Origin of the sequence: Cupriavidus oxalaticus (genome assembly GCF_038900635.1) — a bacterium.
Classification (GTDB): Bacteria; Pseudomonadota; Gammaproteobacteria; order Burkholderiales; family Burkholderiaceae; genus Cupriavidus; species Cupriavidus oxalaticus_B.
Genome location: NZ_JAYMRX010000001.1, coordinates 425,223 through 451,249 on the forward strand (window position 1 = coordinate 425,223; position 26,027 = coordinate 451,249).

A 26,027-nucleotide genomic window follows, 5' to 3' on the forward strand; every position below is an offset into this window, starting at 1 on the left:
ACATCACCCAAATGTGGGTTTTCGTACGGCCGACAACAGAGCGCCGCGCGGTGCCCGCCTGACGCCACCTGCAAAGCCTGCCAATCATCACTCGCACTCGCCAAGCCCGAAATCCGGGTTTTCTCCGAGCGGGTTTCCGCCAGCTTCCGGTCTCGCCGCGCATGAGGTCTACTGGTATCACATTGACACGGCACCGCCAACGCGGCGGATCGCCGCAGTCGATGGAGCGCCAAGACGATTCCAATGACCGGGAGACAGACCATGGTGACGAAGAAAGAAGATGCATTCGTACTGAAGAACCTTCTTGCCCTCGCAGCAGTGGAGACCGTAGGCGGCGCGATCGCCCTCAGCATGGTCTTCCACCTGATCTGAACTCACCGGGCACCGCGCCGCCACGACGGCGCGGTGATTGCTGCTACGGCAATTTAGGGGCCTTACTCGTCAACAATCACCTCGAAGCCGCCGTAGATCATCCGTTGACCATCGAACGGCATCGGGTCCATCCCTTCCTTCAGGCGCGGATCCTCCATCGCCGCCTTCATACCGGTATCGCGCTTCTCCTTTGACGGCCATACGATCCAGGAGAACACCACCGCCTCATCGTCCTTGCGCTTGACCGCCATGGTAAAGGACGTCACCTTCCCTTCCGGCACGTCGTCACCCCAGCATTCCACCACCTTCAGCGCGCCGTGCTCCTTGAACACCGCAGCGGCCTTCTGCGCCACCTGGCGGTAGGTTTCGCGATTGGCCTGCGGCACGGCCAGCAAGAATCCGTCGATATAAGACATGGATCTGACTCCTCGTCGGGTTGAACGGTTTCGAACGGGTTGCGTCCGAATACCTTAGTCCATCGTTACGCGGGCCAAAGTTCCTTTTATTATCAGCTTCCCGTACAACGCCTTCACGCGGAACACCTAATTGCACTGTCCCGAGCCAGGCGTCTCCCACGCCGCTGTTTCAGCCAGATCGGCTTTTTATTCTGCCGACTCCCAACATCCATTTACTTTACTGCGATTCGGAAGAATCCGATGGTTAGCGGATCCCGGTTCTGGAAAGATGAGACGCATTTGCAGCCTTCAAGGCACTGATGAGTTCCAGATATTTCTGATAGGAGAGGTGATGTCGGATATGCGCTATGCGCTGCGAAACGGAGATAAAACGAGTGTGGGCGGAAAGCTCATTGCCACCGGTCAAAGCCTGTTTCACCATGACAGGACAATAGGCATAGAAGGCGACCATGCAACTTGCCCGACATGCAAGACCGGCGGGCCTGTGATGAACGACTGCCATCCTGATTTTGACATAGGCGGAAAACAGATTTTGGTGAGCGGTGCTCGAGTCTATTGCAAATGCAGCATACATCCGACCGTCATCCATAGCCAAACGAGTTTCACGGTTCAGGTAAACCGAGGCGGACGACGCATCGCGCCAACGGAAGAAATACATACCAGATCCGGATATACAGGCCTGTCGGCCGATCTGGAGCAGTTTTTCGAGTTGGTTGATGTCAATACTAATACTCCGATTGAAGGATATCGTTACGATCTTTATTCAAGCGGAGAACTGATAGCGAAAAACAAGGTGATGACGGATGGCCGTACGCATTCAGTAAGCGGTACCCACGACGTGCGTGCGGTGATATGGCTGGGCGAATAGGCATCGGCACCGGACATGACCAGTAAACTTGACAGCGACACCCGTTTGCTTGCCGCAGTTGCATACGGAGAAGCGTCGTCGGCAAACGACGCTCAGGAAATCGGCGGAATCGCCTTTGCCGTAGCGAATCGATGCCGCGCGTGGCACGGCAAGGCAGTCAGCCAACTACGCGCCGCAGATCCGAACTATGCGTACGCCTGGGATGGGTCCAATGCAAGATTTAACAAGCTGATGCAGGCCTCCGACCGTCAACTAGAAGGAGAGCCCGGAATGAAGCTGGCTGTTGAGTGGGCTCGCAAAGCTTGGGCGAATGAGGGAGACGACCCGTCGCGAGGTGCGTTCTGGTGGGATGGACTCGATTTCAAAACGAACCCCAGGCACCGCAAGATACAAGACGGATTTAAATGGGGAAGCCCCGCTCACAATATCTTCGGTGTCGCCGAGCATAGACGCGACATTGTCGTTCGGTGGAGGATTGTCGATAGAAGAACGGGAAAAGTGGAGGGCAGTGAGCGCGGCCGTTACGACTCGGTGTGGATATCAACCTCCGCGCACGGCAGCACCATTTTCTGGCAGCATAATCCAGACTATCTGAAGGCAACCGGCGGAAAAGCGTACCGATGAAATTTATAACATCCGTGCTGGTGTTGATCCCCTTCCTCGGTGGTACCGCGCAGGTTGCGGAAGCATATGATGATTATAATGCATTCTATGCAAGCCGGCCCGGCGCGATCTTTGACCAACCAGTCGAAGCAGATCACGACACCCTTTACTCCGACAGAAAGGGAATTCACGCAACCTTAACAGGGCCTATTAATGGAAAGATTGCACACATCTCCGTTTATGCGAATCATGTGACGATTAACGGAAAATCCTTTTCCTATTCGCGCGCGATAACGTTCCCGGGCGAGCATGCTTCTCCGATTGACCCTGGTAGCGCCGCTGTATTCGTTACCTCTCGAACTCGCGCTCGCCCATCCGTTCTCTGCGTCGAAGGGGATAGCAATGGGTCTGGCGAAGCTGATCGTCACAAGCAAATCTACCTGCTGATAGACCCGCTGGCCCATCAGGGAAAGCCAAGCTTCTTACATCTGCCCAGCCTGTTCTCATCCTGCCGGGCGATCAGAAAAACGAAGAATACGCGACTTGCATTTCCGAAGAACACCTATCTCTTCGATAGCGCAGAGAAGTCACGTGTCGGCTTGCTGATTTCCTACTACACATTCACGAACCAGCGTTTTGTGCCGACCCCAGACGCGATTCGATTGCGATTCGCGCAGCCCGAGATTCCGTTCGAGTTTTCATTAGAAGCGGACAAGGAGTCCCTGGACACCGACATTGGCGCTGAAAATAGAACCAGCGTCGGGGCATCGTTGACAATACAAACGACAAGGGGTTACGTATCAACGTAACCCCTTGTGTTTTCGGAAATATGGTGGGCCTCCCGTGAGTCGAACACGGCACCAACGGATTATGAGTCCGACCTGACAAGTTGTCATTGCGTGATGTCGACTGACAGAACCAAATTATTCCCACATAAAATCAATCAGTTATGTGCGCGCATACAATTCATAACTATTGATCTTTTTGCATCGTTTGACGCACAATTGGGTTACATGGCGGTTCCATGAAGGTCATGTAACTCAATCCCGAAGGGTACAAACGATGGCAAAGGTCAATTTCACAGCGCGGCGCATTCAGGAACACGCCTGTCCAGAAGGCAAAGAACAAGCCTTCCTGTGGGATGCCAACTCTCCGGGCCTTGGCCTGCGCGCCACCGCCAATGGAGCGAAGTCCTATATCTTCCAAGGCAAGATCCACGGAAGAACCGTGCGCCTAACCATTGGCAGCCCGCGAAGCTGGGGCATCGATCAAGCCCAGGAAGAAGCGCGCCGCCTGCAAACGCTCATTGACGCAGGCAAAGACCCCCGCGAGGTAAAGGCCGAGCAGCGCGCAGCCCATGAGGCACGACTTGCAGCAGCAGCCGCGCACGCCGTCACCGTGGCCGAAGCCTGGGCAGCATACCTTGAGGACCGCCAGCCCTATTGGGGCGAGCGCCATTACACCGACCATGTGAGCAAGGCTCAGGCAGGCGGCATCCCGTCCGTACGTGGCACCCGTGGGCGCGGTGTAACCATCGCCGGACCGCTCTACCCGCTGATGAGCATGAGACTGTCCGGACTGGACGCGACTACCGTGGAGGAATGGGCAGTGCGGGAGGGCAAGAAGCGCCCCACGTCCGCCCGTCTGGCGTGGCGCCTGCTGAAAGGGTTTCTCACCTGGTGCGCCGAACAGCCGGCCTATGCCTCAGCTGTCATGGGGAACCCGGCCAAGACGAAGAAAAGCCGGGAGGCACTGGGCACGGCGGGGGTAAAACAAGATGCATTGCAGCGTGAGCAACTGCCCGGTTGGTTCGCCGGCGTGCGCCAATTGCCGAACCCCATTGTGTCTGCCTACCTGCAAACGTTGCTGCTGACGGGCGCTAGGCCAGGCGAGGTACTGGAGATGCGGTGGGAAGACGTGAATACCAAGTGGAATGGGCTGACCATCCGAGACAAAGTGGAGGGCGCGCGCACGATTCCCCTCACGCCGTACGTATCGAATCTCCTCGCCGCCCTGCCCCGGCGCTCCGAATGGGTGTTCTCCAGTTCCGTCAGCATCCCTGGTCGAGCTCCCAAGCCCATCAGCAAACCCCATCAGATGCACGACCGAGCGTGCTCCATCGCCGGCATTGATGGTCTAACTCTGCACGGTATGCGCCGGTCCTTTAAGAGCCTGACGGAGTGGCTAGATTGCCCGGCCGGCGTGGTCGCGCAAATCATGGGACACAAGCCCAGCGCAACCGCCGAGAAGCACTATACGGTGCGACCACTGGACCTACTGCGCGTGCATCATGAACGTATCGAGGCATGGGTATTGCAACAGGCTGGTATCGCGTTTCAGCCCGGCCTAGTCAAACCATATTTGACCCTAGTTACCGCCGCCTGACGGTCTCAGGAAAAGCGGCGGCACGGGTGCTGTCACACCTCGCGCCGCCTAACCAACCCCAAAGCTTAGAAGGAGCTTTCGAAGTGGCTGCACAAGATTTTAGCAACACCCTCATTGCCGCCCAAGGCAATCCCGCCACCCTGTTTGCGCTCGCAAGCGCGCGACTTGCCGAAATTTCCCGCAAGACCGACCAGTTGGCGAGCCTGGGCCTGGCTGGCGCGAAGCACGCGGAGCCCGAGGACGCCGTATCTGCCGGGGTCTTCCGCACAATTGCGGACGTGGCCGGCGACGCTCGCGCCTTCTATGAGCTGCAGGCGCTCCTGGACGCCATGCGCGGCGCGACCACTGGTCAACCCCGGTAACAAGCTCACTCGATACCCGGCGCGGCCCACCGTCCCGCGCCAAACCTTCCATGGCTTGCGCCGTCCTTATGTTCCCAAAGAAACTTGAACAAGCCGCCAATCGTCTAGGTGAAATTTTCGATGAGGAATCTCAGGAATCCACAGTTATCAACCTCTTGGGACTCGCAGCGCTAGGCGTCATTCGGCTGCGTATCTTGCTGCCAGGGGACTTCACTTACGCCAGTAAGAACCATGTGAGCTACCGGCCAGGCCGCGAACAGACCGACCAGGCAAGGCCGCTGCCGCGCTTTCCGAAGGGTTTCAGCCACCCCCTCTACATTAGCCAATCCACGGCATATAACCTTGGGCTGCACGGCGGGAAATCTGTAGACCTGACGACAGTCGTTAACTACAGGCAGGATGGAGAGAGAGACGAGTTCTATGCCGAGCCCGGCGCGGCGCATCTCCAGGTTTCGATTGACGACCTGCGCATCGATGAGGATGAGCTTGATCGGCTCATCCGCAAGATGAAGGCAAGTGGCGCGTCCACGGTGAGCGTGCAGCCGTTACCCGACCAAGACCTGAGCATCCAGGCCGGCGCCGAGCGGGCAAGTCCCGAGCGCACCGAAGAAGCCAGCCAAGGCGTGCTCGATGCCAGCGATGAGCAAACGGGGGATAGCCAGAATGGCGAAGTTCCCCGCCTCGCTGTTGGACGAAATTCGCGCACGGCGGTCATGGCCTATGTTGCCCACAAAGCGCGACAGCTGCGCGAAGGGCGCGACAGGCTGCCCAATCTGGCAGGGAAGATTCTCGACACGATGAAAGGGTGCCAAAACGAGCGGGGCGAGGAGTATTCCGTGGCCACTATTGTGCGAATGATTCCTGCCGGCGCTACTGGGGGGCGAGCAAAGAACGGACGGCGGAAAAAGTGAATTGGCGCGCCAATTCAACACTGCGCCAGACTACTACGCCAAATCAAAATCACCCGCAAACCCGCGCCAATACTGGATTTTCCGACTTTGCCCTGAACGCTTGATTGGCACACACGCCAATTTTGAAATCTCTTCATACCAACTCATGACGAGGTTTCAAGATGAAGCTGATCAACGGCCTGATGGATCGCGCTGGCCTCCCGGAAATCGTTCCGACCAACCAAGCCGCCGCCCTCCTCAATCGCAAGCCCCGCACGCTCTACGCCTGGTCATGCCTAGAGAACGGCCCCATCCGCCCCGTGCGCGTCCATGGCCGCCTCGGCTGGCGCGTCGATGACATTGACCGCCTCCTCAACGGGGGCGAGCAGTGATCCCCTCCGCCACCTGTCAATCTGACCTTTTCGCCGGGACGGGCACGGACGCAACCCCGGCGAACCACGTTCACATGCTGGTGAACCCGCGCAAGCGCCGCGCGCTCCTCGCGCTGATGAGTGGTCCGCTCACCCGCGAGGAATTCGACCACCAGGTCGGCTGCAGCAACGGCCCGGACCTTGTCCTGGCCCTGCGCCGCCTGGGCTTCAACATTCCTTGCGCCCTGAAATCCCGCCGCGACCGCGACGGGCGCGAGGTCCGCGTGGGCATCTACTCATTGAGCGCTGCCGACAAGGCCATCGTTGCACGCTGGCTGTCCAACGCGGGAGGCAAGGCATGACCCAGTCCGCCCGCCGCGCTACCCAGCGCAACATATTTGCCCAGACGCACCGCCTGGCCGCCTACGTACAGGAACTGAAGTATCTGGGCTGGCCAGTTCTCTCCGCTCCGGTGTTCCCTGGCTGCAAACGCCCCATTGCTGAATACTGGCTCGCCCCGTGGGCCATCGTGGCGGCGCGCACTATGGGAGGAGAAGCGTGATTGCCTGGACTCATTTCGACGCCGGCAACCACCGCATCCCGTGCCCGGCCTGCGGACGCGGCGAGCGTGACAAGACCCTGGGCCTGACCATCGAGGCGGACGGTAAAGGTGTGGCGCACTGCTTCCGCTGCAACTTCACGGAGAGCTATCGACCCGAGCGCGGCGCACGCCAGCAAGCCCCGTTCAAGCCCCGCATCAAGGCCGTGGCAACGCGCAAGCATGAGGTGCTGTCCGACTATGGCCGCGACCTGTGGAGCGCCTGCGAGCCGCTCTCGGGCGCGGCTGTGGCCTATCTCAAGGCCCGCCGCTGCCGCATCCCGCCCGCTGATGGCGACCTGCGCTATCACCCCGCGCTGCAGCACCCATCCGGGTACACCGGCCCCGCGCTGGTGGGTTTGATTACGGATGCGGTGACGCGCAAACCCATGAGCCTGCATCGCACCTGGATTCAAGCCGATGGCCGCAAGGCCGATGTTGACCCGCCGCGCCTTCTGCTGTCCGGGCACCGCAAGGCGGGCGGCGTCATTCGCCTGTGGCCTGACGATGCCGTAACGAGCGCCATCGGCCTCGCGGAGGGCATCGAGACCGCGCTCAGCCTCGCATGGGGCATCGAACCCACGTGGAGCTGCGTTGACGCCGGGAACCTGGCTGCATTTCCGGTGCTGTCAGGCATCGAGGTCCTGACTATCGCGGCTGATGACGACCCTGCCGGCATCGCTGCTGGCCGTGAGTGCGGGGAGCGCTGGGCGGCTGCAGGCTGCGAGGTCTTCCTGGTTCGCCAAGAGCAGGCCGACCTCAACGACGCTGTGCAGGAGGCCGCATGACTGAGGCCGATATCGTGAGGGGCCTCATCGAAAAAGCCGAACGCATCGCGAAGCCGGCGCCGCCGACGCGCTTCCGCCTGCAGTCTTGCGATGAGCTGCTGAGCGCGCCGCCGCTGCGCTGGCTTGTGCGTGGCGTCCTGCCCGCCGATGGCCTGGCCGCCCTGTATGGCCCGTCCGCCTCAGGCAAATCCTTCCTGGCGCTGGACCTGTGTGCCGCCATCGCTGAAGGTGCGCCGGAATGGTTTGGTAAACGCGTGACCGCTGCCCCTGTCACGTATGTCTGCCTGGAGGGCGAGCGCGGCCTGGGCAAGCGCGCCCAGGCGTGGAGCATCAAAAATCACCGCCCGCTGCCTGCGCGCCTGCGCTTCGTCACGCAGGGATTGGACCTGCGCCAAGATGATGACATTGCCGACCTGGCTGCTGCCGTGCTCGCCGCTGGTGGCCGAAATGGCCTACTGATGGTCGATACCCTGAACCGCGCCATACCAGGGGCCGACGAAAACTCAGGCAAGGACATGGGCGATGCTATCGCGGCGTGCAAGGCGCTGCAGGCGCTCATCGGCGGCGTGGTCCTGCTGGTGCACCACACCGGCAAAGACGGTACGAAGGGGCTGCGTGGCCATAGCAGCCTGTTTGCCGCGCTGGACGCCGCTATCGAGGTTTCGCGCGACGGTGCACGCCGCGAGTGGTCCGTTGCCAAGAGCAAGGACGATGCAGACGGCGAGCGCAACGCCTTCGAGCTTCGAGTGGCGGAGCTGGGCGTCGATGAGTACGACGAGCTGATTACGTCCTGTGTCGTGGGGCCAGGCGACAGCGCCGACGAGGTGCATCGCGTGAAGCTGCCGCAGGGCGGCAATCAACGCATCGCGCTTGACGCCCTGGCGGACCCGCTGCGCCATTCCGAGGACTTCGGGAAAGGCGACGCGCCGCCGAGCCATCCCTGCCTCGAATTGGAGGCCGCTGTACCGATTGTGGCCGCCCGCCTGACCTGCGACCCCAAGCGGCGGACAGAACGCGCCAGAGAGGCGATTACAGGCCTTGTTGCGCGTGGCCTGTATGGGGCAAAGGACGGCTGGCTGTGGCGCGTGTGACCTCCGGCAATTCCCGAAAACCTTCCCGAAATTTACCCGTCCCCCTAAAGGGGGAACGGGAAATTTCGGGAAAGGTGGGTTTGTCCCATAAAAGTCCGTTTTCGGAAAAACCGGGAAATTTCGGGAAGAGCCTGGAAACGACCACCTGAACTTCCAAAGCTCCCAAAGCTGGAAAACGGCCCCCGTTCACTCGGAATCCGCCGCCGACAATTGACCTATCCATTCAAGTTCAAGGAATTGAAGATGACCAAGCAAGTTGACCACTACGTCTCCACGACTGTCCTCCTCGACCACGATGCCTATCCGGCTTCGCTCAAGCGCCTTTACGTTGAAGCGCTGCGCAACAAATCCATCACGTACGCGGTCGAAAACGTTGTCGCCGCCCGCCAGGCGCTGCTCGATGAGGCCGGGTTCACCAGCGAACTGCAGCACGCCGTCCTTGCAGCAGCGAACGATGGCGACCGATTCCACCTTGCCGTTCTTGAGACGCTGCACGAGCGTGAGCTGGACTTCCTGGCGCTGCGCGAAGACGCACGCGAAGCTCAGCGCGCCTGGAAGGCGAAGTGCGAGGCGCGCTATGAGGAAATCCGCCCGACGCTGACTGGCGTGATGCGCGAGCTGCTCGACCTCGACCCTCAGGCCAAGGCAATCGAGGCGCGCATTTCTGGCTTTGCACGCGCCCAAGCGGACACCCGCGAGCGATACCAGACTGCCGGCCTCAGCGAAGCCGAGATTGATGCCATCGGCGTGAAGCCCGGCGAGGCTGACCTTGCCGAGTGGCGCCGTGAGCTGGCGCGGATTCGCGAGCGCGAGGCGCAGCTCGACTCGTTCATCAAATCCGGGCCGTGGTATGACGAGAGCATCCTGGGCACGGAAGCGAGCGCCTGATGTCCCTGTTCGATTCCATCTCCGGCAGCGTTGCCGCGAAAGTCACCGGCGCCATCAAGGGCGCCATCGCCGGCAGCCCGGTTGGCAACCTGCTGGGCCCGGCGAGCACGATGATGGGCGGCTCCAAAGTACTCACGTCGCAGTGGGGCGAACTCAGCCCGCACCTGATCGCACGGTTCTACCCGGTGCGTCGCATGTTAGACGGCTCGGGCTGGGAGCGCAGCAGCGGCACGCGCGAGATTTCCGCCGCCGACACGTTCGTCGTGGATGACGACTATGAAGTGTGGTGCCCGATCATGGACGGCACCAGTGAAATGACGCTCAACTGGCAAAGCCCGTTCGAAAATACAGGGCCTGACTCCAAGGCGCCGACCCTCTCCGCGATGATGCAGTCCGGGTCGCTGACGCCAGTCGCGCAGGCGGTGCTAGATGGTACGGGCAGGGATTCAGCTGCGGTCGCGGCGCTGCAAAGCGCGACGGGGCGCGCCGGAATCACAAAGCTCAACTCGACGCAGGTGTTCTCTGGAATGCCGCCCGTCAAGCTGTCGATGACCCTGCATTTCCGCGCGCTGATCGACCCGGCGTCAGAAGTGCGCGCCCCGCTGGCCCAGCTCAAGGAGTGGGCCCTGCCGCAGTTCCTTGCCGATGACGGGTTCATTGCCAACGCCGTCAAGAACGGTGGCAATCAATCGATTAGCCAAACGGTCTTCCCCTCGATGACACCCCAGATCATCGGCATGAAGTACGGCGACATGACCCTACAGCCGCTGGTGATCGAAAGCCTTTCCGAACCCATCACCGCGCCGCGCTCCAGCGATGGCGTCATCATCGCGGAGAGCGTCCAGGTGACGCTGGCCACGCTGACGGCACTGGACCGGCGCGATGTGCAGCGCATCTACCGGATCTGATCCATGAGCGTTCGACTCAGCCAGAATGCATGGATTGCCATCAAGTCGGCATACCTGCAAGGCCGCACTGCGAGGGACCTGGCACAGCGATTCGGCGTTACAGCCGGCACAATCCACAAGCGCTCGTCGCTGGAGCGCTGGCGTGACGGGGTTCCCGTGCCGCCTGGCCCGGTGGCTTCCGAAAACTTGACTGCAAAGGAGGTCGCGTGAACCTTGGACCGATGGGAAAAAAGCGCGGTGCGCACGCAGCGCACGCCTCCGCGAAGGCCAATCGCGTCTGGCGCGACGTGAAGAGCAAACTCGTGGAGCAGGCTGCCTGGTGCAGCTCCAAGCCACAGGGCGGTGACGAGCCAGAGGAAGCCAAGCCAGAGGGATCGGCGACGCCGGTGGCGGCTGCAATGCCGGACTCGCAGCGCGAGCACCACGTCAAGCGGGCGCTGACCCGCTTCGCGCGCAACAAGAACAAGCCCGAGGAGCTTGAGACGCTGCGCTACAACCTGATCGCGGCCCGCATCATGTCCGGCATGACCGCCGTGGACGCCGCCAAGCGGTTCGGCTACGCCAACAGCACGCAGATCAGCCTGATCGAGTCCGGCGCCCGCCCGACGCCCAAGGATCACCAGTTTCTGCGCCAGGCCGCGCGCGTGTACGCCGTGAGCACGGATTTCCTGCTTGGCCTGAGCCCGCATATGGAATTCGACTCCAAGGTGGCGCAGCAGCACGCCCTGATGCGCCACACGGAGGATCTAGTGGGCGGCCTCGCATCGCAGCTCGCAACGGCGTTGATCCGCTTCTCGGAGGATGAGCAACTCACTGCCGGCGAGGTTGAGCGCTTGGGCGCTGCTGCGCTGCGCGTGGACGAGACGCTGGACCGTCTGCGAACCCGATTCGGTTTTGACGACATGCCGGGCACTGCTCCGCACCTCGCCGCCGTTGAGCAGCTGATCGAGGCAGCGGAGCCCGTCCGCCGCAGACTGAAGAAGCGCCAGACACTGCAGGAATATGTCCAGGATGTGCGCGCGGGCCTGCTCCCGCTCATTCCGGCCGTTCGAGAGCGGTATAGCCAAGCGGCTGTGCGCGCCCAGGTGCTAGGCGCGTCAATCGATTCGGAGAACTCATGACGCAACCGATGAGCCTGGCGGAGTTCACCAGAATCTCCCTCGCAGCCCGGAAGAAGCGCCTCCGTGGGGAGAATGTGCGCAAGCACGCGACGACCCGCCGCGCGCCGGGGTGGGATGAAACGCTCCCCCCCGTGGTCTTCTCCATCACCGAGACGGCCAAACGCCTGAGATTGCGCCGAAACGAGATGTTCACGTGGCTGGAGGCGGCCGGCTGGATCCGCTGGGACGCGGCCACCCAGGCATGGGCCGCGTGCGACACCGCAATTGAACCCGGGTGGATGGCGACGCGCCGTAAGACCATCGGCTGGAGTTCGTATGTCTATCAAGCGGTGATAACACCGGCCGGCCTAGCCGAACTTGTTCGCGCAGGCATCGCTGGGGCGGGAGAGAGCTGATGACCAGCAACGCTGAACGCCTTGAGGCGCACAAGGCCCGGCTCCGCAAGGCCGGGTTCAAGCGCCTGAACATCTGGGTTTGCCAGGAGCTGGCCCAGCTGTTGGCAGATGCGCGAGAGCCGCAGGAATGCTGCGGACGAACGCTCGAGCGCCTGCTGTTGGGCCAGGCCAAGCAGCGGCCCCAGAACTGATGAACACCGTACTTTCCTTACCCCTATGGGCGCGCGCCCGCGCGTGGGGGCGGAAATGCGATTTCCCAATCAAGACATGAACGCACCTTCTTTGAGGGCCGATTCCAGGGGCTTCCTGATTGCCGACTCGGCCACCGATATCCACGACCTGGGCGCCACCATGGAAGGCGTGCACAGCGATACCGGCGCCATCCTGGCACTACTGAAGTCCAGCACCAGGGCCGGGCTGCTGCAACGCCAGAAGATCACCAACCCCAACGGGCACGCCATCCAGCGCGCCGCCCGCGAGGTGCCCGGCCAGGCCAGCCTGCCGGCGAGCGCCGTCGCACGCGGCGCAATCGCCCGCGTTGCGCCCCCGCGCGAGCGCGACAGCCGTGGCCGCTTCGTTGCTGGCGCTCAGCAGCCGGCCGCTGACCTGACGCCAGTAGTGAAGGCGGTGGATTCCCTCACCCGCCAGCAAGCGGAGCAGCGCGCTGAAGAAAAGCGGGCGCAGGCCGCACGCGAGGGGCGCACTGAAGCCGCGCCGGCCGGCGCAGGCCGGTTCCGCGACAGCCAGGGCCGCTTCGGATCAGGTGTCAGCGCGGGCGGCAGCGACCGTGGCGAGAATGGCGGCATGTCGCGCTGGCTAGCGCGTGCGAAGCCGGCATTCTCCGGCATTTCCCGTACCACCTCCGACCTGGACAAGGTAGACCCGACGGTGGAAGCGGCCAAGGAAGCTGGGCAGCTGATCGCAACGCCGCTCAAGGCCGTGGGCGCCGTGGCAAAGGTTGCCGGGCGCGGGTTCAACCTGGGGCCCGCCAAAGACGCCGCCGTGCCCTGGTACCGCCGCATGTGGCAGGAGCTGCGGCAGTCGCGCCGCCAGGATAGCGACTTCAACCTGGCGCAGATGCGCATGCTCAAGGAAATCGAGCGCAAGACCGGGGGCGGATCGGGCGGCGACAAGCCTGGCCTCCTGGGTGGGCTTGGCGGGATGCTGGGCGGTCTGCTGGGCAAGGGCGGCGGCCTCATGGGTGGACTGATGGGAGCCGGCAAGGGCATGCTCAAACGACTGCCAATGCTGGGCGCCCTATTCGCCGGGGGCTCCGCGCTGGCGTCCATCTTCGGCGGCGACGACCCGACAAAATCGGCAGAGGAGAACCGCAAGGACCGCTTCACGGGCGCCGGCAGCGGCATCGGCGCGCTGGTCGGCGGCGGCCTAGGTATGCTCCTGGGCCCCGTGGGTGCCATCGTCGGCGGCGTCATTGGCGACAAGGTAGGCGAGCTGGTCGGCGGCTGGCTGTCCACCGTGGACTGGGCCGCAGTCGGGCAGCAAATTACGGGCGCCTGGGATTCCACCGTTGGATTCTTCCGGGATACCTGGAACGCCGCCACGGGCAAGCTGTCCGAGTTGGCGAAGACCGTAAGCGACGCCTGGAAATCCATCATTGCTGGCGCCAAGTCCTTCCTCAAGGACAAGTTCGGCATCGACATTGACGCCATCACGGCCAAGGCTGAGGCGCTGGCCGCTCCTGTGGTTGATGCCACCAAGAAGGCGGCGGCGCCGGTGGTGGATGCGGCCAAAGCCGGCTATGAGGCCGCCAAGGGAGGCGCCAAGGCGGCGGTGGACTACGGCAAAGAGCGCGTCGAGAAGATGGCCGCGCCGATTGGTCGCGCCGCAGGCAACGCGGCTGATGCCGTCAAGGGCGTATTCGGCGGAGGCTCCAAGGGCAACAAGGCCGCGCTGATGCAGCAGGCCACCACCATTGCAGACCCGACCGAGCGGGCCATGTTCATGGCGCAGATGGATCACGAGAGCGGCGGATTCCGGTCCCTTGAGGAAAACGTCAAGTACAAACCGGCGCAGTTCCTCAAGATGTACGGCAAGCGCGCTGGCATCACGACCGAGGACCAGGCCAAGGCTATCCTGAGCCAGGGCGAGGGCGCGACGGCGGAGGCCATGTACGGCGGCACCTGGGGCGCGAAGAACCTGGGCAACACCGAGGCCGGCGACGGCGCCAAGTTCAAGGGGCGCGGCTTCACGCAGCTGACGGGGCGCGCGAACTACACGGCGGCAGCAAAGGCCACTGGCCTGGACCTGGTGAACCACCCTGAGCTGGCATCGGACCCGGCCAACGCTGCCAGAATTGCGATGTGGTACTGGCGGAGCCGTCAGGGACTGGCCGACGCTGGCAAGGCAGGCGACGTGCTGGCCACTACGAAGAAGATCAACGGCGGCACCAACGGCCTGGACGACCGCAAGGAGAAATTTGGCAAGTACCTGGCGGAGACAAGCAAGCCGGGGTTTGCTGCCGGCGCCACATCCGCCGCCGCCGCGCCTGGCGGGCCGACCGCCCCCGCGACCGTGGCGCAGGCCGCTGCACCGTCCGCCCTGCCCCCGGTGGCTGCCGTGTCCGCACCCGCCGCGCCGCCGCACGTGAGCACGCCGTCCGTGAGCCTGCCGGCTGCCCCATCAGTCCCGCCAACGGCCCAGGCATCCATTCCAGTGCCGATGAACAGAAAGGCGCCGATGCAGGTCACGATTGCTGACAACCGCCCGGTATCTCGGGATCTGCGCGACCGACGCCTGGCCATGATTGCTACTGGTGGGCTGAGCGGATGATCTCGTGAATCGTGAATATGGTTCAAGGGGGGCGGCGATACGCCGCCCCCGGTTGTTAGGTTTTGTTAGGTCCGCGCGGGCTCTGTATCTGTGCAAACTATCGTTCCCGACATCCCCACTACTCTCGTGAAACCCGCACCACATAAGGGTTTGCGGGGTATCGGCATCGCCCAGAGGCCCCGATTTCTGCTAAGTTTTGCTAACCCCCTGGCGCATTCCGACTGTTAACTTCTGTTAACTCACAGCGCTACCGGGCCAAGCGCATCCGCGAGCTGATGGGCCGCAACGAGGACGCGCAGGACCGGCTGCTGGGCATGTTCGTGGACATGGCCTATGCGGACGCGCGCGAGCTGTCGGAAATGCGCGTGGGCGCCTGCCGCTGCTGCTATGGCGAGGGCCACCGCTACCAGTTCACGACGCTGGAGTGGGAGCGATACCAGGAGGCGCATGAGAAGGCGCTGCGCAAGGCGGAGGCAAAGGGCGAGGAGGAGCCCGAGTTCGACCCCAAGGGCGGGCCCGGCTTCACCCTGACGCGCGAGCCCAATCCGGAATGCCCGGAGTGCGGTGGGGAAGGTAAGCCCCGCGTGGTGTTCAAGGACACGCAGCGCCTGTCGCCGGGTGCTGTGTCTCTGTATTCCGGCGCCAAAAAGACAAAGGCCTCGCGATTTTGCGAGGCCTTTGTTATTTTAGCGTGACGTAATTAGGCTGCGATAGCTGCGCCAGTCGGTGCAATTCCAAGCTTCATCCGGGCGAACTCATTCTCGGAATCGGATCCGGCCAGTACGTAGTTGCGCTCGACGAGCATGCGGGTCATGTACTGCTTGTTGTAGAGGAACGACATGACGATATTCCAGCCGCCGAACGTCACCAGGCCGAACAGCAAGTGCAGTGCGGCCGTACCGAGTTCGCCGCGAATGAGCGGTACCCAAAAACCGAAGAACAGATAAGTCCAGCTGTACCCATAGTAGCCCTTTTTAAGCATTCCGCTTGCTGGATGCTTCAGCATGATCTTGGTGGCCATGATTTCCCCTGAAAAAAAGTTGTTTGCGTTTGTATGAGAGCGACCTGTGCAATACCCGTTCATGTGCAAAGATGCCGACGTGCCTTATAGCACGTAGTCTACAGTGTCATGAATGCCTAATGAGAGGGGTGTAGATTTCTTTATTTGTTCCGCATGTGGTCAGTTTCCCGCCCTCTGGGCCCATCTTTTAACGGAATTGTGCTGGTTTGTTGTAGTACTGGCTCATGGTGATCAGATTATCGATCCGGTCACGATAGGCTTTTGCCATGCATGCAGCGGCAGAGCACGCGTCTCGCTCATTCTTTCTCCAGCTATTTTGTTCTTTCTTCACAGAATCCTTGTCTGGAGCCGCACTCAGGAGTCGCTTATATGCCTGAACGAGTTCGACATCGAGTTCTGCTAGCTCTTGATTGGAGCAAATGAGCCGCTCCGGGCCATTGGATGCTTTTGCGCAATCAAAGCTCGGAGCAAAGGCAGTTGCCGGGGCCGGGGTTGCGACTACATTCAGGGCTGCCGGAGCTTCGGCCTGTGCTTGAGGCAAATTGGTCTCTGGCGTCGCCGGAGGTGGCGTCACAACAGAGGCGGTAGCGGCAGCCACCTGTTGCGCCGGCTGAGGAGAGGGAGCTGGCTGCGATTTGACCTCAAGGCTGGCAATCCGGTTTAGGTCATCGGTCGATATTTTTCTCACGAAACCGAATTCCTCTTGACTCCCATCGTGAAGGGTAATCCCCAAATGGAAGCTGGTCTTTTCCTTGTTGTCCCAGATTTGACGAACAGTCCAGACACCAGGCTTTCCGGTTGCCGACTTGACATTAAAATTGACGGTTCGATTTTGTTCATCAGTGTCGCCAACGGTGACCGGGATGAACGTGTCGTCAAACAGCAATCGGACCTTCTTGTCCGTGTACTGGATGGTCATGAGGGCGTTCTCGCCTTTTGCCTTCCAAACCCCGGAAATATCGTCGAGCAATGATGTTTTCTTCTCTTCGCCGCATCCTGCCAGACCCAGGGCCACGATGACTAGAAGTGTTCCAAGTAGCTTCCTTAACATGAGCAGACCGTCCTTATGAGAAATTCCAGCGACGCGTTTAGCGCCCGAAAGCGGCTGGCTTCTTGTGTGTTCGCGCCGCGCTGGACCCTATCATTGAACTCGTCAAACGGCGAATCCCCCTTCAGAGGGGCGAACTGTAAGCGAAGGCGTTCAAGAAGTGGGGCACGCCCGAGGTGCCATCGTTGATCCGCAAGAACAACTATCTGCTTCCACCGATGCCAAGCGTGCCATACCATCGCACCTGAAACGATGCGCCATGCTTGGGAGACGGGAAGTGAAGATCAGCGAGCTAAAGGAATTTGACGCAGCTGAAGTGCTCACGGACGATGAGTCCATCCTGCACTATCTGAAATTGGCGTTCGAGGAAGGCAATCCTCGTGAGATTCAGGGGGCGCTCGGTGCGGTGGTACGCGCACGGGGTCTGACTGCACTGGCGCGCGACCCCGATATTGAGCGGGAAGCGCTTTATATAGCTCTGTCCCGGGATGGGAATCCGGATTTTGCGACCATCATGAAGGTGATCGGGGCGCTCGGAATCAAGCTGGTGCCGGCAGTGGCATGAAAGAGTCCCCCCAAAGGGGGCGGACGTACTGGGGTACGCCGCACCGCGAATCGCCTTCACGGCTAATAGTCAGGAAGCCACCCTCGGAGTTTAGGGACGACTGCACTGGTTAAGCGCCGGCCGCACCAGCGGCATTCGCTGGACTTGCGGGTGCAAACATCTGCGGTCGAGATGCCAACACCCGTTTTCTATCTCTGCCAAAGTGGTCAGAAAGGGTGCCCATGACGGCTTGCGCGGGCACAGACAACTCAGCAGGGAAAGGCGCCTGCAATGCATATGCCGCCGCCTCAAATTCACGAGCGACTTCAATGATGGTGCCCTGTGCACCAGCCTTCGCAAAGAATTCGCCAAGCACTTCTGCGCGAACACCGGAAAACTGCTGCCGAAGCTCTCTTTCAACGATGTCCATAGACGCTGCCTCCCCCGTCGCTGCCGAGACAAGCCGTGAGGCAACACGGACGATTCCCTCCGCAGACGCTTTGCCGTTCTTGCCGTAACGGAAGCCTTCAGTCAGGTAGTAGCGCCTCTGATCGGTGTCCATACTCAGGCATCCCTGCATCAAAAAGTCGACTGCAACGAGGAACATCCCGACGTTTGCGTATGCCAGCCGCAATGCTGCGTCCCCCTCAACGGGACCCGACAGATGCACGTCAAGTAGCGTGGCGATTTCGTGCAGCCATTGATTTGCGCCGTCGAAATCGAGACCTGAGAGCACCCGCGCCTTGCTGCGCTCGTAACCGCCCTTCCAGTCCCCACCGATTTTGCCAAGACAAGCGCGGTCAACCAACTCCATCAGTTGCTCTTCAGTCAGACGGGTCGTTGCCGACCGTGCGCTTTTTTCGAGTCGTGAGAGGAAAGTCCCATCGAGCACAGTGACCTCGTGAGCATGGCCAAAGGCGGCCACATCGGACCTTGGGTCCGTGGTAGCCACAATACATCGCTCCAGCCCGAGGACGCGCTGAATACCTTTCGCCCAGAATATCCGCTCAAGGGCTTGGGGCGTCTTCTTGTTCTTGATGTCGACGTTGCAGCGCTCGCGCGAAATGGGCGTTGGCCGGAGGTACAGCCAGAGGTCCACGTCAGTTACATCAAAGCGGTTGTAAGTAAACTTCACGCCGCGAAGTACGTAGTAGCCGAGGCTCAGAAAATAAGCGCGCAAGCGCTCTTCCATGTCTTGGCCTTTGCCGCCAGGAACAGCGGACTTAAGCTGTGCCGCCATCAATATGCTCCCGTGCGGAGATCATCGAGGAGGGAGGCAACGCCGCTCTTCAACTGCGGCGTTACGTTCTTGTGTCGGGTTTCCACTCGGTTCCTTTCTGGCCCCGTGAAGGCGCTGACGCTTGCCCCTGGTAGCAAGGGCGACGGACCGGGCATCACACCGCCCTCCTCCAGCACTGCCAAGGCAAGCCTGCCAACATCCGGCTTCAAGAGGCGCATTGAAAAAAGACCGTTCGATTCCTGTCGAACCTCAATCACGCGCTTGAATTCAAGCACCCGGTAGTCCTGCCCAATGGCGGTTGCGGGCCCCACGAAATGGCCTCCAATAAGACGCCTCATCAAGGCGGTCAACGCCATGATTCGACCACGACCCTGCGTGCTCTTGGTCATCCCATAAGTTAGCGCGGCGACGAGCGCCTTCGCCAAATCAAGCGCATCATCGGCGATTGAGTTGGTAAATTTAGAGAACGCTGCCGGCGAAGTTACGAAGTGGTGCTGACCCGCATCGTTCCCAACGCTACTCACGTCTATCAGTCCGATGGCTTGGAGTTTCCGGAATAGGGTCTCGCCGGTCGTCGTCACCGCCATCTCGACAGGCACACAGCCATGTTGCTGCAGCTGCTCCTGCAGCGTCGTCAAGCCGGTACGCTCTGGTGCAGACAGGCTATCCAAAGCTGCTTGCACTTTCTTGACGCCATCCTTTCGAAAGAGATTTCCGTTGAAGTAAATGCGCTCATCAGGGCTCAATTGCTCGGAGTCAAAGAAACCGATTTGTGATGCGGTTGTCAAGAAGTCCTTCGCCGCGCTGGAGGACAACTTGAAGTTATCCTGCAATTCGGTAAAAAAATCTACTTCCCGCTTTGGCTGCGCCGAAACCACGTCCGCAACCTCGACGGCAGCAAGTTCGTGTGGCGCTGGGTCAGACTCATGAAAAATCTTTGCTGCGTGCTCAATGACGGCTGACGAGGACACGCCCAGGACTTCAATCCCAGTCGCGCCTCGATCAATCAATTTCTGCCGCACAAGTTCTTCGAGGATTGCTGGAAGCTCGGTCCTTTGGGCAATGCCGTTGGCCTTTGCAAGGCTCTTGACCTTGTCGTGGCTCAGCGAATCCTGTTGAGACGTTGAAAGGGCGGAAAGGAGAATGGCTGACTTCCCCGCAAAGGCCACATTGTCGAAGTCCTGATTGGTCGTGACTTGAATCTTCTGTGCATGGTGGACGAGCCATGCCCCTGTGGTCCGGTCTTCCATTATCCCCTCCTGAATATGCTCAAAACTCTAACCTTTGCCAGCCGGCTGACAGCAAATTGGCCGACTCACGGTCTGCCAGCTGCCAATCAATGCCTGAGACCTTGAACAAGCTCGAACCCGCAAGGGTAGCCCATCTTCACCTGGTCGTGGCTGGCGCGTGACCTGTTGGCTCTTGGCCTATCCGATGCCGGCTTCTTTCATTTACGGCGGCCGGCGCTACCGGGTGGCCTACGTTGGATAAAATTCGCTTACAACGTAGTTACACGGAGGCCAAAATGAACAAGGGGCTACAGCGCAAAACGCTGCAACCCCTTGATTTGTATGGTGGGCCTCCCGTGAGTCGAACACGGCACCAACGGATTATGAGTCCGCTGCTCTAACCAGGCATGAGCTAGAGGCCCTTGGAAGCGTTTAGTTGCCTTCCAGGAAACTCTTCAGCTTGTCCGAGCGGCTCGGGTGGCGCAGTTTGCGCAGTGCCTTGGCCTCGATCTGGCGGATCCGTTCACGCGTGACGTCGAACTGCTTGCCGACCTCTTCCAGCGTGTGGTCGGTACTCATTTCGATGCCGAAGCGCATGCGCAGCACCTTGGCTTCGCGCGGCGTCAGCGAGTCCAGCACGTCCTTGACGACGTCGCGCATGGAGCCGTGCAGCGCCGCTTCGGCCGGGGCCAGCGTGTTGGTGTCCTCGATGAAGTCGCCCAGATGGGAGTCGTCGTCGTCACCGATCGGCGTTTCCATGGAGATCGGTTCCTTGGCGATCTTCATGATCTTGCGGATCTTGTCTTCCGGCATCTCCATCTTCTCGGCCAGCGTTGCCGGATCCGGTTCATTGCCGGTTTCCTGCAGGATCTGGCGCGAGATGCGGTTCATCTTGTTGATCGTCTCGATCATGTGCACCGGGATACGGATGGTGCGCGCCTGGTCGGCGATCGAGCGCGTGATGGCCTGGCGGATCCACCACGTGGCGTACGTCGAGAACTTGTAGCCGCGGCGGTATTCGAACTTGTCCACAGCCTTCATCAGGCCGATGTTGCCTTCCTGGATCAGGTCGAGGAACTGCAGGCCGCGGTTGGTGTACTTCTTGGCGATCGAAATCACCAGGCGCAGGTTGGCCTCGGTCATCTCGCGCTTGGCTTCGCGGGCACGACGCTCGCCTTCGGCCATCTTGCGGTTGACGCCCTTCAGTTCCTTCAGCGGCAGCACCACGCGCGACTGCAGGTCGATCAGCTTCTGCTGCAGCTCATGCACGGCCGGCACGTTGCGCTCGACGATGCCGCTGTAGCCCTTGCCGTCGGCCACCACGGTGCTGATCCACTCCAGGTTGGTCTCATTGCCCGGGAAGCGGGCGACAAATTCCGAGCGCGGCATGCCGCACTTGTCGACCACGATATTCAGGATCGAGCGCTCGAGCTTGCGCACTTCGTCCACCTGGCCGCGCAGCGTGTCGCACAGACGCTCGACATTGCGGGCGGTGAAACGGATCCCCATCAGTTCGGCCTGGATGGCTTCCTGGGCCTTGACGTAAGGCTTGGACTTGTAGCCCTCCTTCTCGAAGGCACGGCGCATCTTGTCGAACTGCTCGGCGATCACGCGGAATTTTTCCAGCGCGTTCTGCTTCAGCTCTTCCAGCTGGCGCGCGGAGGCACCGGCGCCGGCTTCGCCTTCGTCGTCCTCGTCCTCGTCGCCTTCCTCGTCGTCGTCGGACTCGATATCCTCGTCTTCGGACGCTGCGGCCGCGGCCGAGGGTGCTTCCGGGGCTTCGTCGGCGTTCGGGTCGATCAGGCCGTCGACGAACTCGTCGATCTTGATCTCGTCGTTGGCCACGCGCTCGGCGTGGGCCAGGATCTCGGAGATGGTGACCGGGCATGCCGAGATCGCCATCACCATGTCCTTCAGGCCGGCTTCGATGCGCTTGGCGATCTCGATCTCGCCCTCGCGGGTCAGCAGCTCGACCGTGCCCATTTCACGCATGTACATGCGCACTGGGTCGGTCGTGCGGCCGAACTCGGAGTCAACCGTGGACAGGGCCGCCTCGGCCTCTTCCTCGGCTTCTTCCTCGCTGGTGGCCGACGGCGCGTTGTCGTTGAGCAGCAGCGTCTCGGCATCCGGCGCCTGTTCGTAGACGGCGATGCCGATGTCGTTCAGCGTGGCGACCAGCGTGTCGATCGTTTCCGAATCGACCATGTCGTCCGGCAGGTGATCGTTGATCTCCGCGTAGGTCAGGTAGCCGCGCGACTTGCCGAGCTTGATCAGCGCCTTGAGCTTCTGGCGACGCAACTCGAGCTCCTCTTCGGTCCCCTGCTGGGTCGAGGCGAACTCCTTGAGCAGGGCCTTTTCCTTGGCCTTGCGGTCCTTGGCTTTCTGCTTTTCGGTCTTCGGCGCGGCTGCGGGCGTCGCAGCACGCATGTCGTTCTCGTAAAACTCTTCAGTCACGTCGTCTGTTGTGCTGTCGTCGTGCTGCATCTCGGCCTTGGGCTTGCGGCCGCGCTTTTTCGGCTCCGGCTTGATTGCCGGGGCAGCGGGACGCTCGGATGCAACGGATGCAGGGGTCGCGGTGCGCGCCTTGGATGCCGTCGCGGTGCTGTCCGCATTGGCGGCTCCGCTCTTGGCGCCGGCTGCTGCCGCTCGCTTGCTCTCGACTTCGGTATTCTGCTGTTTCGCCACGGTGATACTCTTGCCTTTCACTGGTGCAGACACGGCAACCTTGCCGCTCGTACTGGCGCCCTCGCGTGCCGAAGTCGAGGCCTGTGTTTCCTTGGATGTGCGAGTCCTGGCAGGAGTCGTCACGGCGGGCGCTTGCGCGCTACGCACGGACTTGGATGGCGCAGACCGGGCTGGTGTCCTGACTGGCGCGGTCGATGTCTTCGCCGCCGTCGTTTTCGCAGACGCCTTGCCGCTCCCTGATTGGGGAGCCTTCGTTGTAACCTTTTCGGTTGCTTTGGCCTTTGCCATTGGCACGCTCACTTTCACCAGAACTGGGAAGAAAGATTTCGCAATCCAAACCGGCTATTGTAGCACGCCACGGATAGCCGGCTTCCTGTCAGGTGGGGTTTTCACCTGAAAAATCAAGGCTTAAGCTCGGCGGTGCCGGCCTAGCCCCTCATCCAACGCCTGATACTGCCTCCCGGTTGATAGCCGTTGCGCCGCGACGCTTCAGCCAAGTTGGCGCCGCCGGTGGATCTCGCCCACCAGCCAGCGCATGCGCTGCTTGGCCGCCTCATCGGCGGTCCCTGCCACCACTTCGGCCTGCAGCATGTCGAGTTCGCGCCGCAGCGGCTCGGCCAGCAGCTTGGTGATGGCGGCATCGAACTCCTGCGTGGCAGGCGCCTCTTCGATCTCTTCCTTCAGTACGGCGGTGCGCGCGGCCGCATAAAGCTCGGCGTATGGCGACTGGGCCAGCTGCTCGCTGAGTGCCGCAAAATTCACTTCGCCCTGCAGGCCGTCGCAGGTCGACACCAGGTGCGTCAGCACTTCGCTCTCTCCGCCCATGCCGCCTTCGCCATCCAGCAGCAAGGCCCGCGCGTCTTCGTCGAGTCGCGCGGACAGTGCCGGATAGCACATCAGCAACTGGATCACGCGCTGCTCGAGGCCGGTCGGTGCCTGCCGCCGTGCCCGCGGGCGCGGCTTCTCGAAGCGGCCCACACGGGCCGGATCGCTGCGCAGGCCGCAGATGGCTTCGATCTCGGCTGGTGTCGTACCCGTTGCATCGGCAAGTTCACGCACAATCTGTAGCCGCAGGCCGCCCGCCGGCATCGCCTGCAGCAGCGGCTTGGCCTCGTACTGGGCGCGCGCGCGGCCCTCGGGCTGGCGCAGGTCAAGCTCCTCGGTCACCGCCTGCAGCAGAGAGCGCGACAGCGGCATGGCGTTGCGCACCTGCGTTGCAAAGGCCTCCGTGCCCTCTTCGCGCACGTAGCTGTCGGGATCGTGCTCGGCCGGCAGGAACAGGAAGCGGATGGTCTTGTTGTCGGCCACATGCGGCAGGCAGGCCTCAAGTGCCCTTCGCGCCGCACGGCGTCCGGCGGCATCGCCATCGAACGAGAACACCACCGCGTCGGTCTGGCGCAGCAACTTCTGCACGTGCACTGGGGTGCATGCCGTGCCGAGGGTAGCGACGGCATTGGCAAAACCGAGCTGGGCCAGTGCCACGACATCCATATACCCTTCGACCACCAATACGTATCCGGTTTCCCGGATGGCATGGCGCGCCTCGAACAGGCCATACAGTTCGGTCCCCTTGCTGAATAGCGGGGTTTCGGGCGAGTTCAGGTACTTGGGCTCGCCCTGCCCCATCACGCGGCCGCCAAAGCCGATCACCGCCCCCTTGGTGTTGCGGATGGGGAACATGATGCGGTCGCGGAAGCGGTCATAGCGCCGCGGCTTCCCGTCGGGATCGCGCTTGTCGCTTTCGATCAGCAGTCCTGATTCGACCAGCGGCGCAGCGATATTGTCGTCGCGATAGCTGCCGAACACCGCTTCCAGCCCCTGCCAGTCGTCTGGCGCGTAGCCCAGGCCGAACTGCGCGGCGATCTCGCCGGTCAGCCCGCGCCCCTTCAGGTACTGGATCGCCTGCGGCGCGGTGCGCAGCTGCCGGCGGTAGAAATCGGTCGCGCGGGTCATGGCGTCGGACAGCGCCACCGAGCGGGCCTGCTGTTCGGCGCGCTGGCCCGGCGGCAGCCGGTCGCGCTCTTCCGGCACGGTCATGCCGACCGACTGGGCCAGTTCACGCACCGCCTCCGGGTACGACTGACCGGAATACTCCATCAGGAAACCGATGGCCGAGCCATGCGCGCCGCACCCGAAGCAGTGATAGAACTGCTTGGTCGGCGAGACGGTGAAAGACGGCGATTTCTCGTTATGGAAGGGGCACAGCCCCATGAAATTCGCGCCGCCCTTCTTCAGCTGCACATACTTGCCCACCACATCGACAATGTCGACACGGTTGAGCAGGTCCTGAATAAAGGATTGCGGAATCACCCGACTGACCGTCCTGAGGCTTGGCCGTCCCGCGACGGGAGGCAATTTCTAGGAATGCGTGACCGGTGCGGCGCCCGGTTGCTATCGGAATATTGTAGTGCAGCGTGCCCAAACCGCCCGCGATGTTATCAACTCCGTGCATCTACTCCGAATCCGACGGATCCGGCATGCATCACGCCTATATCTGATTAAATCAGCACTTACTTCGGAGCCAGCGCCGCCTTGACCAGTGCCGACACTGCCGTCATATCGGCACGGCCGGCGAGCTTGCCCTTGAGCACGCCCATGACCTTGCCCATGTCCTGCGGCCCGGTCGCCCCGGTGGCGGCAACCGCCTGCTGGACTTCGGCGGCGACTTCTGCCTCGGACAGCGCGGCGGGCATATAGACCTTCAGTACCTCGACCTCGGCCAGTTCCTTGTCGGCCAGGTCGTTGCGGCCCGCCTGCTGGAACTGGGAAATCGAATCCTTGCGTTGCTTGATCAGCTTCTCGACCACGGCCAGCACGGCGGTATCGTCAAGCTCCGTGCGCTCGTCGACCTCGCGCTGCTTGATCGCGGCCAGCAGCAGGCGGATGGTGCCAAGGCGCTCCGTTTCGCGGGCGCGCATGGCGGTCTTCATGTCTTCGCTGATACGGGCTTTGAGGGACATCGTGATCTTCCAGAAAGTGGGCGGACACTCACAGGTGGCGGCGAGAGCCGCCGGCTGCAAGGCCCGTAACGAAACCAATAATGCAACCAATAACGCAAAAACCCGCCGAAGCGTGCGCCACAGCGGGTTGATGCAAGCGTGAGGCCCCGTTCAGTACAGCTTATTCGGCAGCATCTGGCTGCGGATACGCTTGTAATGGCGCTTTTCAGCGGCGGCCTTCTTGCGCTTGCGCTCGGCGGTGGGCTTTTCGTAAAACTCGCGTGCCCGCAATTCAGGGATCAGTCCGTTCTTTTCGATGGTGCGCTTGAAACGGCGCAAGGCGACTTCAAAAGGCTCGTTTTCCTTGAGACGGATCGTAGTCATTTGGCCAGAAAATTAGGATTTTCGGGATAGCGGCTCTACGAAGTTCTGGATTGTAGCACCAAGCCCCGAGCGCGGAAGTGGCGCGCAACGG

At 61.5% G+C, this 26,027-nt stretch carries 29 protein-coding genes and 1 tRNA gene; 20 read left to right on the plus strand and 10 right to left on the minus strand.

Annotated features, from left to right (window positions below):
* Nucleotides 1-434: 434 nt before the first annotated feature.
* Nucleotides 435-788, minus strand: a complete 354-nt coding sequence (locus tag VSR71_RS01970; RefSeq protein ID WP_029045558.1) for a DUF1428 domain-containing protein — start codon at nt 786-788, stop codon at nt 435-437.
* Between the two features lie 331 nt (nt 789-1,119).
* Here VSR71_RS01970 and VSR71_RS01975 point away from each other — a divergent pair, with 331 nt between their 5' ends.
* From VSR71_RS01975 to VSR71_RS02065, 19 genes are all read left to right on the plus strand, one after another.
* Nucleotides 1,120-1,656, plus strand: coding sequence for a PAAR domain-containing protein (locus VSR71_RS01975; RefSeq protein WP_342912259.1), 537 nt, complete (start codon nt 1,120-1,122; stop codon nt 1,654-1,656).
* Nucleotides 1,657-1,671: 15 nt separating this feature from the next.
* Complete coding sequence (locus tag VSR71_RS01980) at nt 1,672-2,280, plus strand: hypothetical protein (RefSeq protein ID WP_342912260.1); 609 nt, start codon at nt 1,672-1,674, stop codon at nt 2,278-2,280.
* The gene (locus VSR71_RS01985; protein WP_342912261.1) at nt 2,277-3,068 is read left to right on the plus strand and encodes a hypothetical protein; all 792 of its coding nucleotides are present in this window, start codon (nt 2,277-2,279) and stop codon (nt 3,066-3,068) included. The genes VSR71_RS01980 and VSR71_RS01985 overlap by 4 nt, the downstream gene beginning before the upstream one ends.
* 253 nt (nt 3,069-3,321) lie before the next feature.
* A complete protein-coding gene (locus VSR71_RS01990; RefSeq protein WP_342912262.1) occupies nt 3,322-4,644 on the plus strand; it encodes an integrase family protein in 1,323 nt (440 codons plus the stop codon).
* Nucleotides 4,645-4,727: 83 nt separating this feature from the next.
* Nucleotides 4,728-5,006 carry a hypothetical protein gene (locus VSR71_RS01995; RefSeq protein WP_342912263.1) on the plus strand — a complete coding sequence of 93 codons (279 nt, stop codon included), beginning with the start codon at nt 4,728-4,730 and terminating at the stop codon, nt 5,004-5,006.
* Nucleotides 5,007-5,074: 68 nt separating this feature from the next.
* On the plus strand, nt 5,075-5,917 hold the full coding sequence (locus VSR71_RS02000; protein WP_342912264.1) for a hypothetical protein: 843 nt from the start codon (nt 5,075-5,077) through the stop codon (nt 5,915-5,917).
* A 161-nt stretch (nt 5,918-6,078) separates the two neighbouring features.
* Complete coding sequence (locus tag VSR71_RS02005; protein ID WP_342912265.1) at nt 6,079-6,288, plus strand: helix-turn-helix domain-containing protein; 210 nt, start codon at nt 6,079-6,081, stop codon at nt 6,286-6,288.
* A gap of 74 nt (nt 6,289-6,362) precedes the next feature.
* The gene (locus VSR71_RS02010) at nt 6,363-6,629 is read left to right on the plus strand and encodes a hypothetical protein (RefSeq protein WP_342912266.1); all 267 of its coding nucleotides are present in this window, start codon (nt 6,363-6,365) and stop codon (nt 6,627-6,629) included.
* A complete protein-coding gene (locus tag VSR71_RS02015; RefSeq protein ID WP_342912267.1) occupies nt 6,626-6,829 on the plus strand; it encodes a hypothetical protein in 204 nt (67 codons plus the stop codon). The genes VSR71_RS02010 and VSR71_RS02015 overlap by 4 nt, the downstream gene beginning before the upstream one ends.
* The gene (locus tag VSR71_RS02020) at nt 6,826-7,653 is read left to right on the plus strand and encodes a DUF7146 domain-containing protein (RefSeq protein WP_342912268.1); all 828 of its coding nucleotides are present in this window, start codon (nt 6,826-6,828) and stop codon (nt 7,651-7,653) included. The genes VSR71_RS02015 and VSR71_RS02020 overlap by 4 nt, the downstream gene beginning before the upstream one ends.
* The gene (locus VSR71_RS02025) at nt 7,650-8,744 is read left to right on the plus strand and encodes an AAA family ATPase (RefSeq protein WP_342912269.1); all 1,095 of its coding nucleotides are present in this window, start codon (nt 7,650-7,652) and stop codon (nt 8,742-8,744) included. The genes VSR71_RS02020 and VSR71_RS02025 overlap by 4 nt, the downstream gene beginning before the upstream one ends.
* 210 nt (nt 8,745-8,954) lie before the next feature.
* Nucleotides 8,955-9,632 carry a hypothetical protein gene (locus tag VSR71_RS02030; protein WP_342912270.1) on the plus strand — a complete coding sequence of 226 codons (678 nt, stop codon included), beginning with the start codon at nt 8,955-8,957 and terminating at the stop codon, nt 9,630-9,632.
* Nucleotides 9,632-10,540: a hypothetical protein gene (locus VSR71_RS02035; RefSeq protein WP_342912271.1), complete on the plus strand. Its 909-nt coding sequence runs from the start codon at nt 9,632-9,634 to the stop codon at nt 10,538-10,540. Before VSR71_RS02030 ends, VSR71_RS02035 begins: the two co-directional genes overlap by 1 nt.
* A 3-nt stretch (nt 10,541-10,543) precedes the next feature.
* Nucleotides 10,544-10,750 (plus strand): hypothetical protein, encoded by a 207-nt coding sequence (locus VSR71_RS02040; RefSeq protein WP_342912272.1) that lies wholly within the window; start codon nt 10,544-10,546, stop codon nt 10,748-10,750.
* Nucleotides 10,747-11,661 carry a helix-turn-helix transcriptional regulator gene (locus tag VSR71_RS02045; RefSeq protein WP_342912273.1) on the plus strand — a complete coding sequence of 305 codons (915 nt, stop codon included), beginning with the start codon at nt 10,747-10,749 and terminating at the stop codon, nt 11,659-11,661. Before VSR71_RS02040 ends, VSR71_RS02045 begins: the two co-directional genes overlap by 4 nt.
* Nucleotides 11,658-12,056, plus strand: coding sequence for a phage antirepressor KilAC domain-containing protein (locus VSR71_RS02050; protein WP_342912274.1), 399 nt, complete (start codon nt 11,658-11,660; stop codon nt 12,054-12,056). Before VSR71_RS02045 ends, VSR71_RS02050 begins: the two co-directional genes overlap by 4 nt.
* On the plus strand, nt 12,056-12,247 hold the full coding sequence (locus tag VSR71_RS02055) for a hypothetical protein (RefSeq protein WP_342912275.1): 192 nt from the start codon (nt 12,056-12,058) through the stop codon (nt 12,245-12,247). Before VSR71_RS02050 ends, VSR71_RS02055 begins: the two co-directional genes overlap by 1 nt.
* Entirely contained in the window at nt 12,165-14,846 is a 2,682-nt protein-coding gene (locus VSR71_RS02060) for a glycoside hydrolase family 19 protein (RefSeq protein WP_342912276.1), read from the plus strand. Before VSR71_RS02055 ends, VSR71_RS02060 begins: the two co-directional genes overlap by 83 nt.
* Nucleotides 14,847-15,121: 275 nt before the next feature.
* Nucleotides 15,122-15,541 (plus strand): hypothetical protein, encoded by a 420-nt coding sequence (locus VSR71_RS02065; protein ID WP_342912277.1) that lies wholly within the window; start codon nt 15,122-15,124, stop codon nt 15,539-15,541.
* A 5-nt stretch (nt 15,542-15,546) separates the two neighbouring features.
* Here the strand turns inward: VSR71_RS02065 and VSR71_RS02070 are convergent, their stop codons facing one another.
* Complete coding sequence (locus tag VSR71_RS02070; protein ID WP_029050109.1) at nt 15,547-15,867, minus strand: hypothetical protein; 321 nt, start codon at nt 15,865-15,867, stop codon at nt 15,547-15,549.
* 187 nt (nt 15,868-16,054) lie between these two features.
* The gene (locus tag VSR71_RS02075; RefSeq protein WP_342912278.1) at nt 16,055-16,882 is read right to left on the minus strand and encodes a lysozyme inhibitor LprI family protein; all 828 of its coding nucleotides are present in this window, start codon (nt 16,880-16,882) and stop codon (nt 16,055-16,057) included.
* A 310-nt stretch (nt 16,883-17,192) separates the two neighbouring features.
* Between VSR71_RS02075 and VSR71_RS02080 the strand changes: the two genes are divergently transcribed.
* On the plus strand, nt 17,193-17,480 hold the full coding sequence (locus tag VSR71_RS02080) for an addiction module antidote protein (RefSeq protein WP_342912279.1): 288 nt from the start codon (nt 17,193-17,195) through the stop codon (nt 17,478-17,480).
* Nucleotides 17,481-17,589: 109 nt separating this feature from the next.
* Here the strand turns inward: VSR71_RS02080 and VSR71_RS02085 are convergent, their stop codons facing one another.
* The 7 genes from VSR71_RS02085 to rpsU all read right to left on the minus strand — a co-directional run bounded on the left by VSR71_RS02085 (nt 17,590) and on the right by rpsU (nt 25,936).
* Nucleotides 17,590-18,699 carry a hypothetical protein gene (locus VSR71_RS02085; protein ID WP_342912280.1) on the minus strand — a complete coding sequence of 370 codons (1,110 nt, stop codon included), beginning with the start codon at nt 18,697-18,699 and terminating at the stop codon, nt 17,590-17,592.
* Nucleotides 18,699-19,949 (minus strand): hypothetical protein, encoded by a 1,251-nt coding sequence (locus VSR71_RS02090; RefSeq protein WP_342912281.1) that lies wholly within the window; start codon nt 19,947-19,949, stop codon nt 18,699-18,701. Before VSR71_RS02090 ends, VSR71_RS02085 begins: the two co-directional genes overlap by 1 nt.
* Before the next feature lie 322 nt (nt 19,950-20,271).
* A tRNA-Ile gene (locus VSR71_RS02095) sits at nt 20,272-20,350 on the minus strand.
* Nucleotides 20,351-20,360: 10 nt separating this feature from the next.
* Nucleotides 20,361-22,901, minus strand: coding sequence for an RNA polymerase sigma factor RpoD (gene rpoD / locus VSR71_RS02100; protein ID WP_342912282.1), 2,541 nt, complete (start codon nt 22,899-22,901; stop codon nt 20,361-20,363).
* A 201-nt stretch (nt 22,902-23,102) separates the two neighbouring features.
* Nucleotides 23,103-24,923, minus strand: coding sequence for a DNA primase (gene dnaG / locus VSR71_RS02105; protein ID WP_342912283.1), 1,821 nt, complete (start codon nt 24,921-24,923; stop codon nt 23,103-23,105).
* A 200-nt stretch (nt 24,924-25,123) separates the two neighbouring features.
* Nucleotides 25,124-25,573, minus strand: a complete 450-nt coding sequence (locus VSR71_RS02110) for a GatB/YqeY domain-containing protein (RefSeq protein WP_342912284.1) — start codon at nt 25,571-25,573, stop codon at nt 25,124-25,126.
* A gap of 150 nt (nt 25,574-25,723) precedes the next feature.
* Nucleotides 25,724-25,936, minus strand: coding sequence for a 30S ribosomal protein S21 (gene rpsU / locus VSR71_RS02115; protein WP_342912285.1), 213 nt, complete (start codon nt 25,934-25,936; stop codon nt 25,724-25,726).
* Nucleotides 25,937-26,027: the final 91 nt, after the last annotated feature.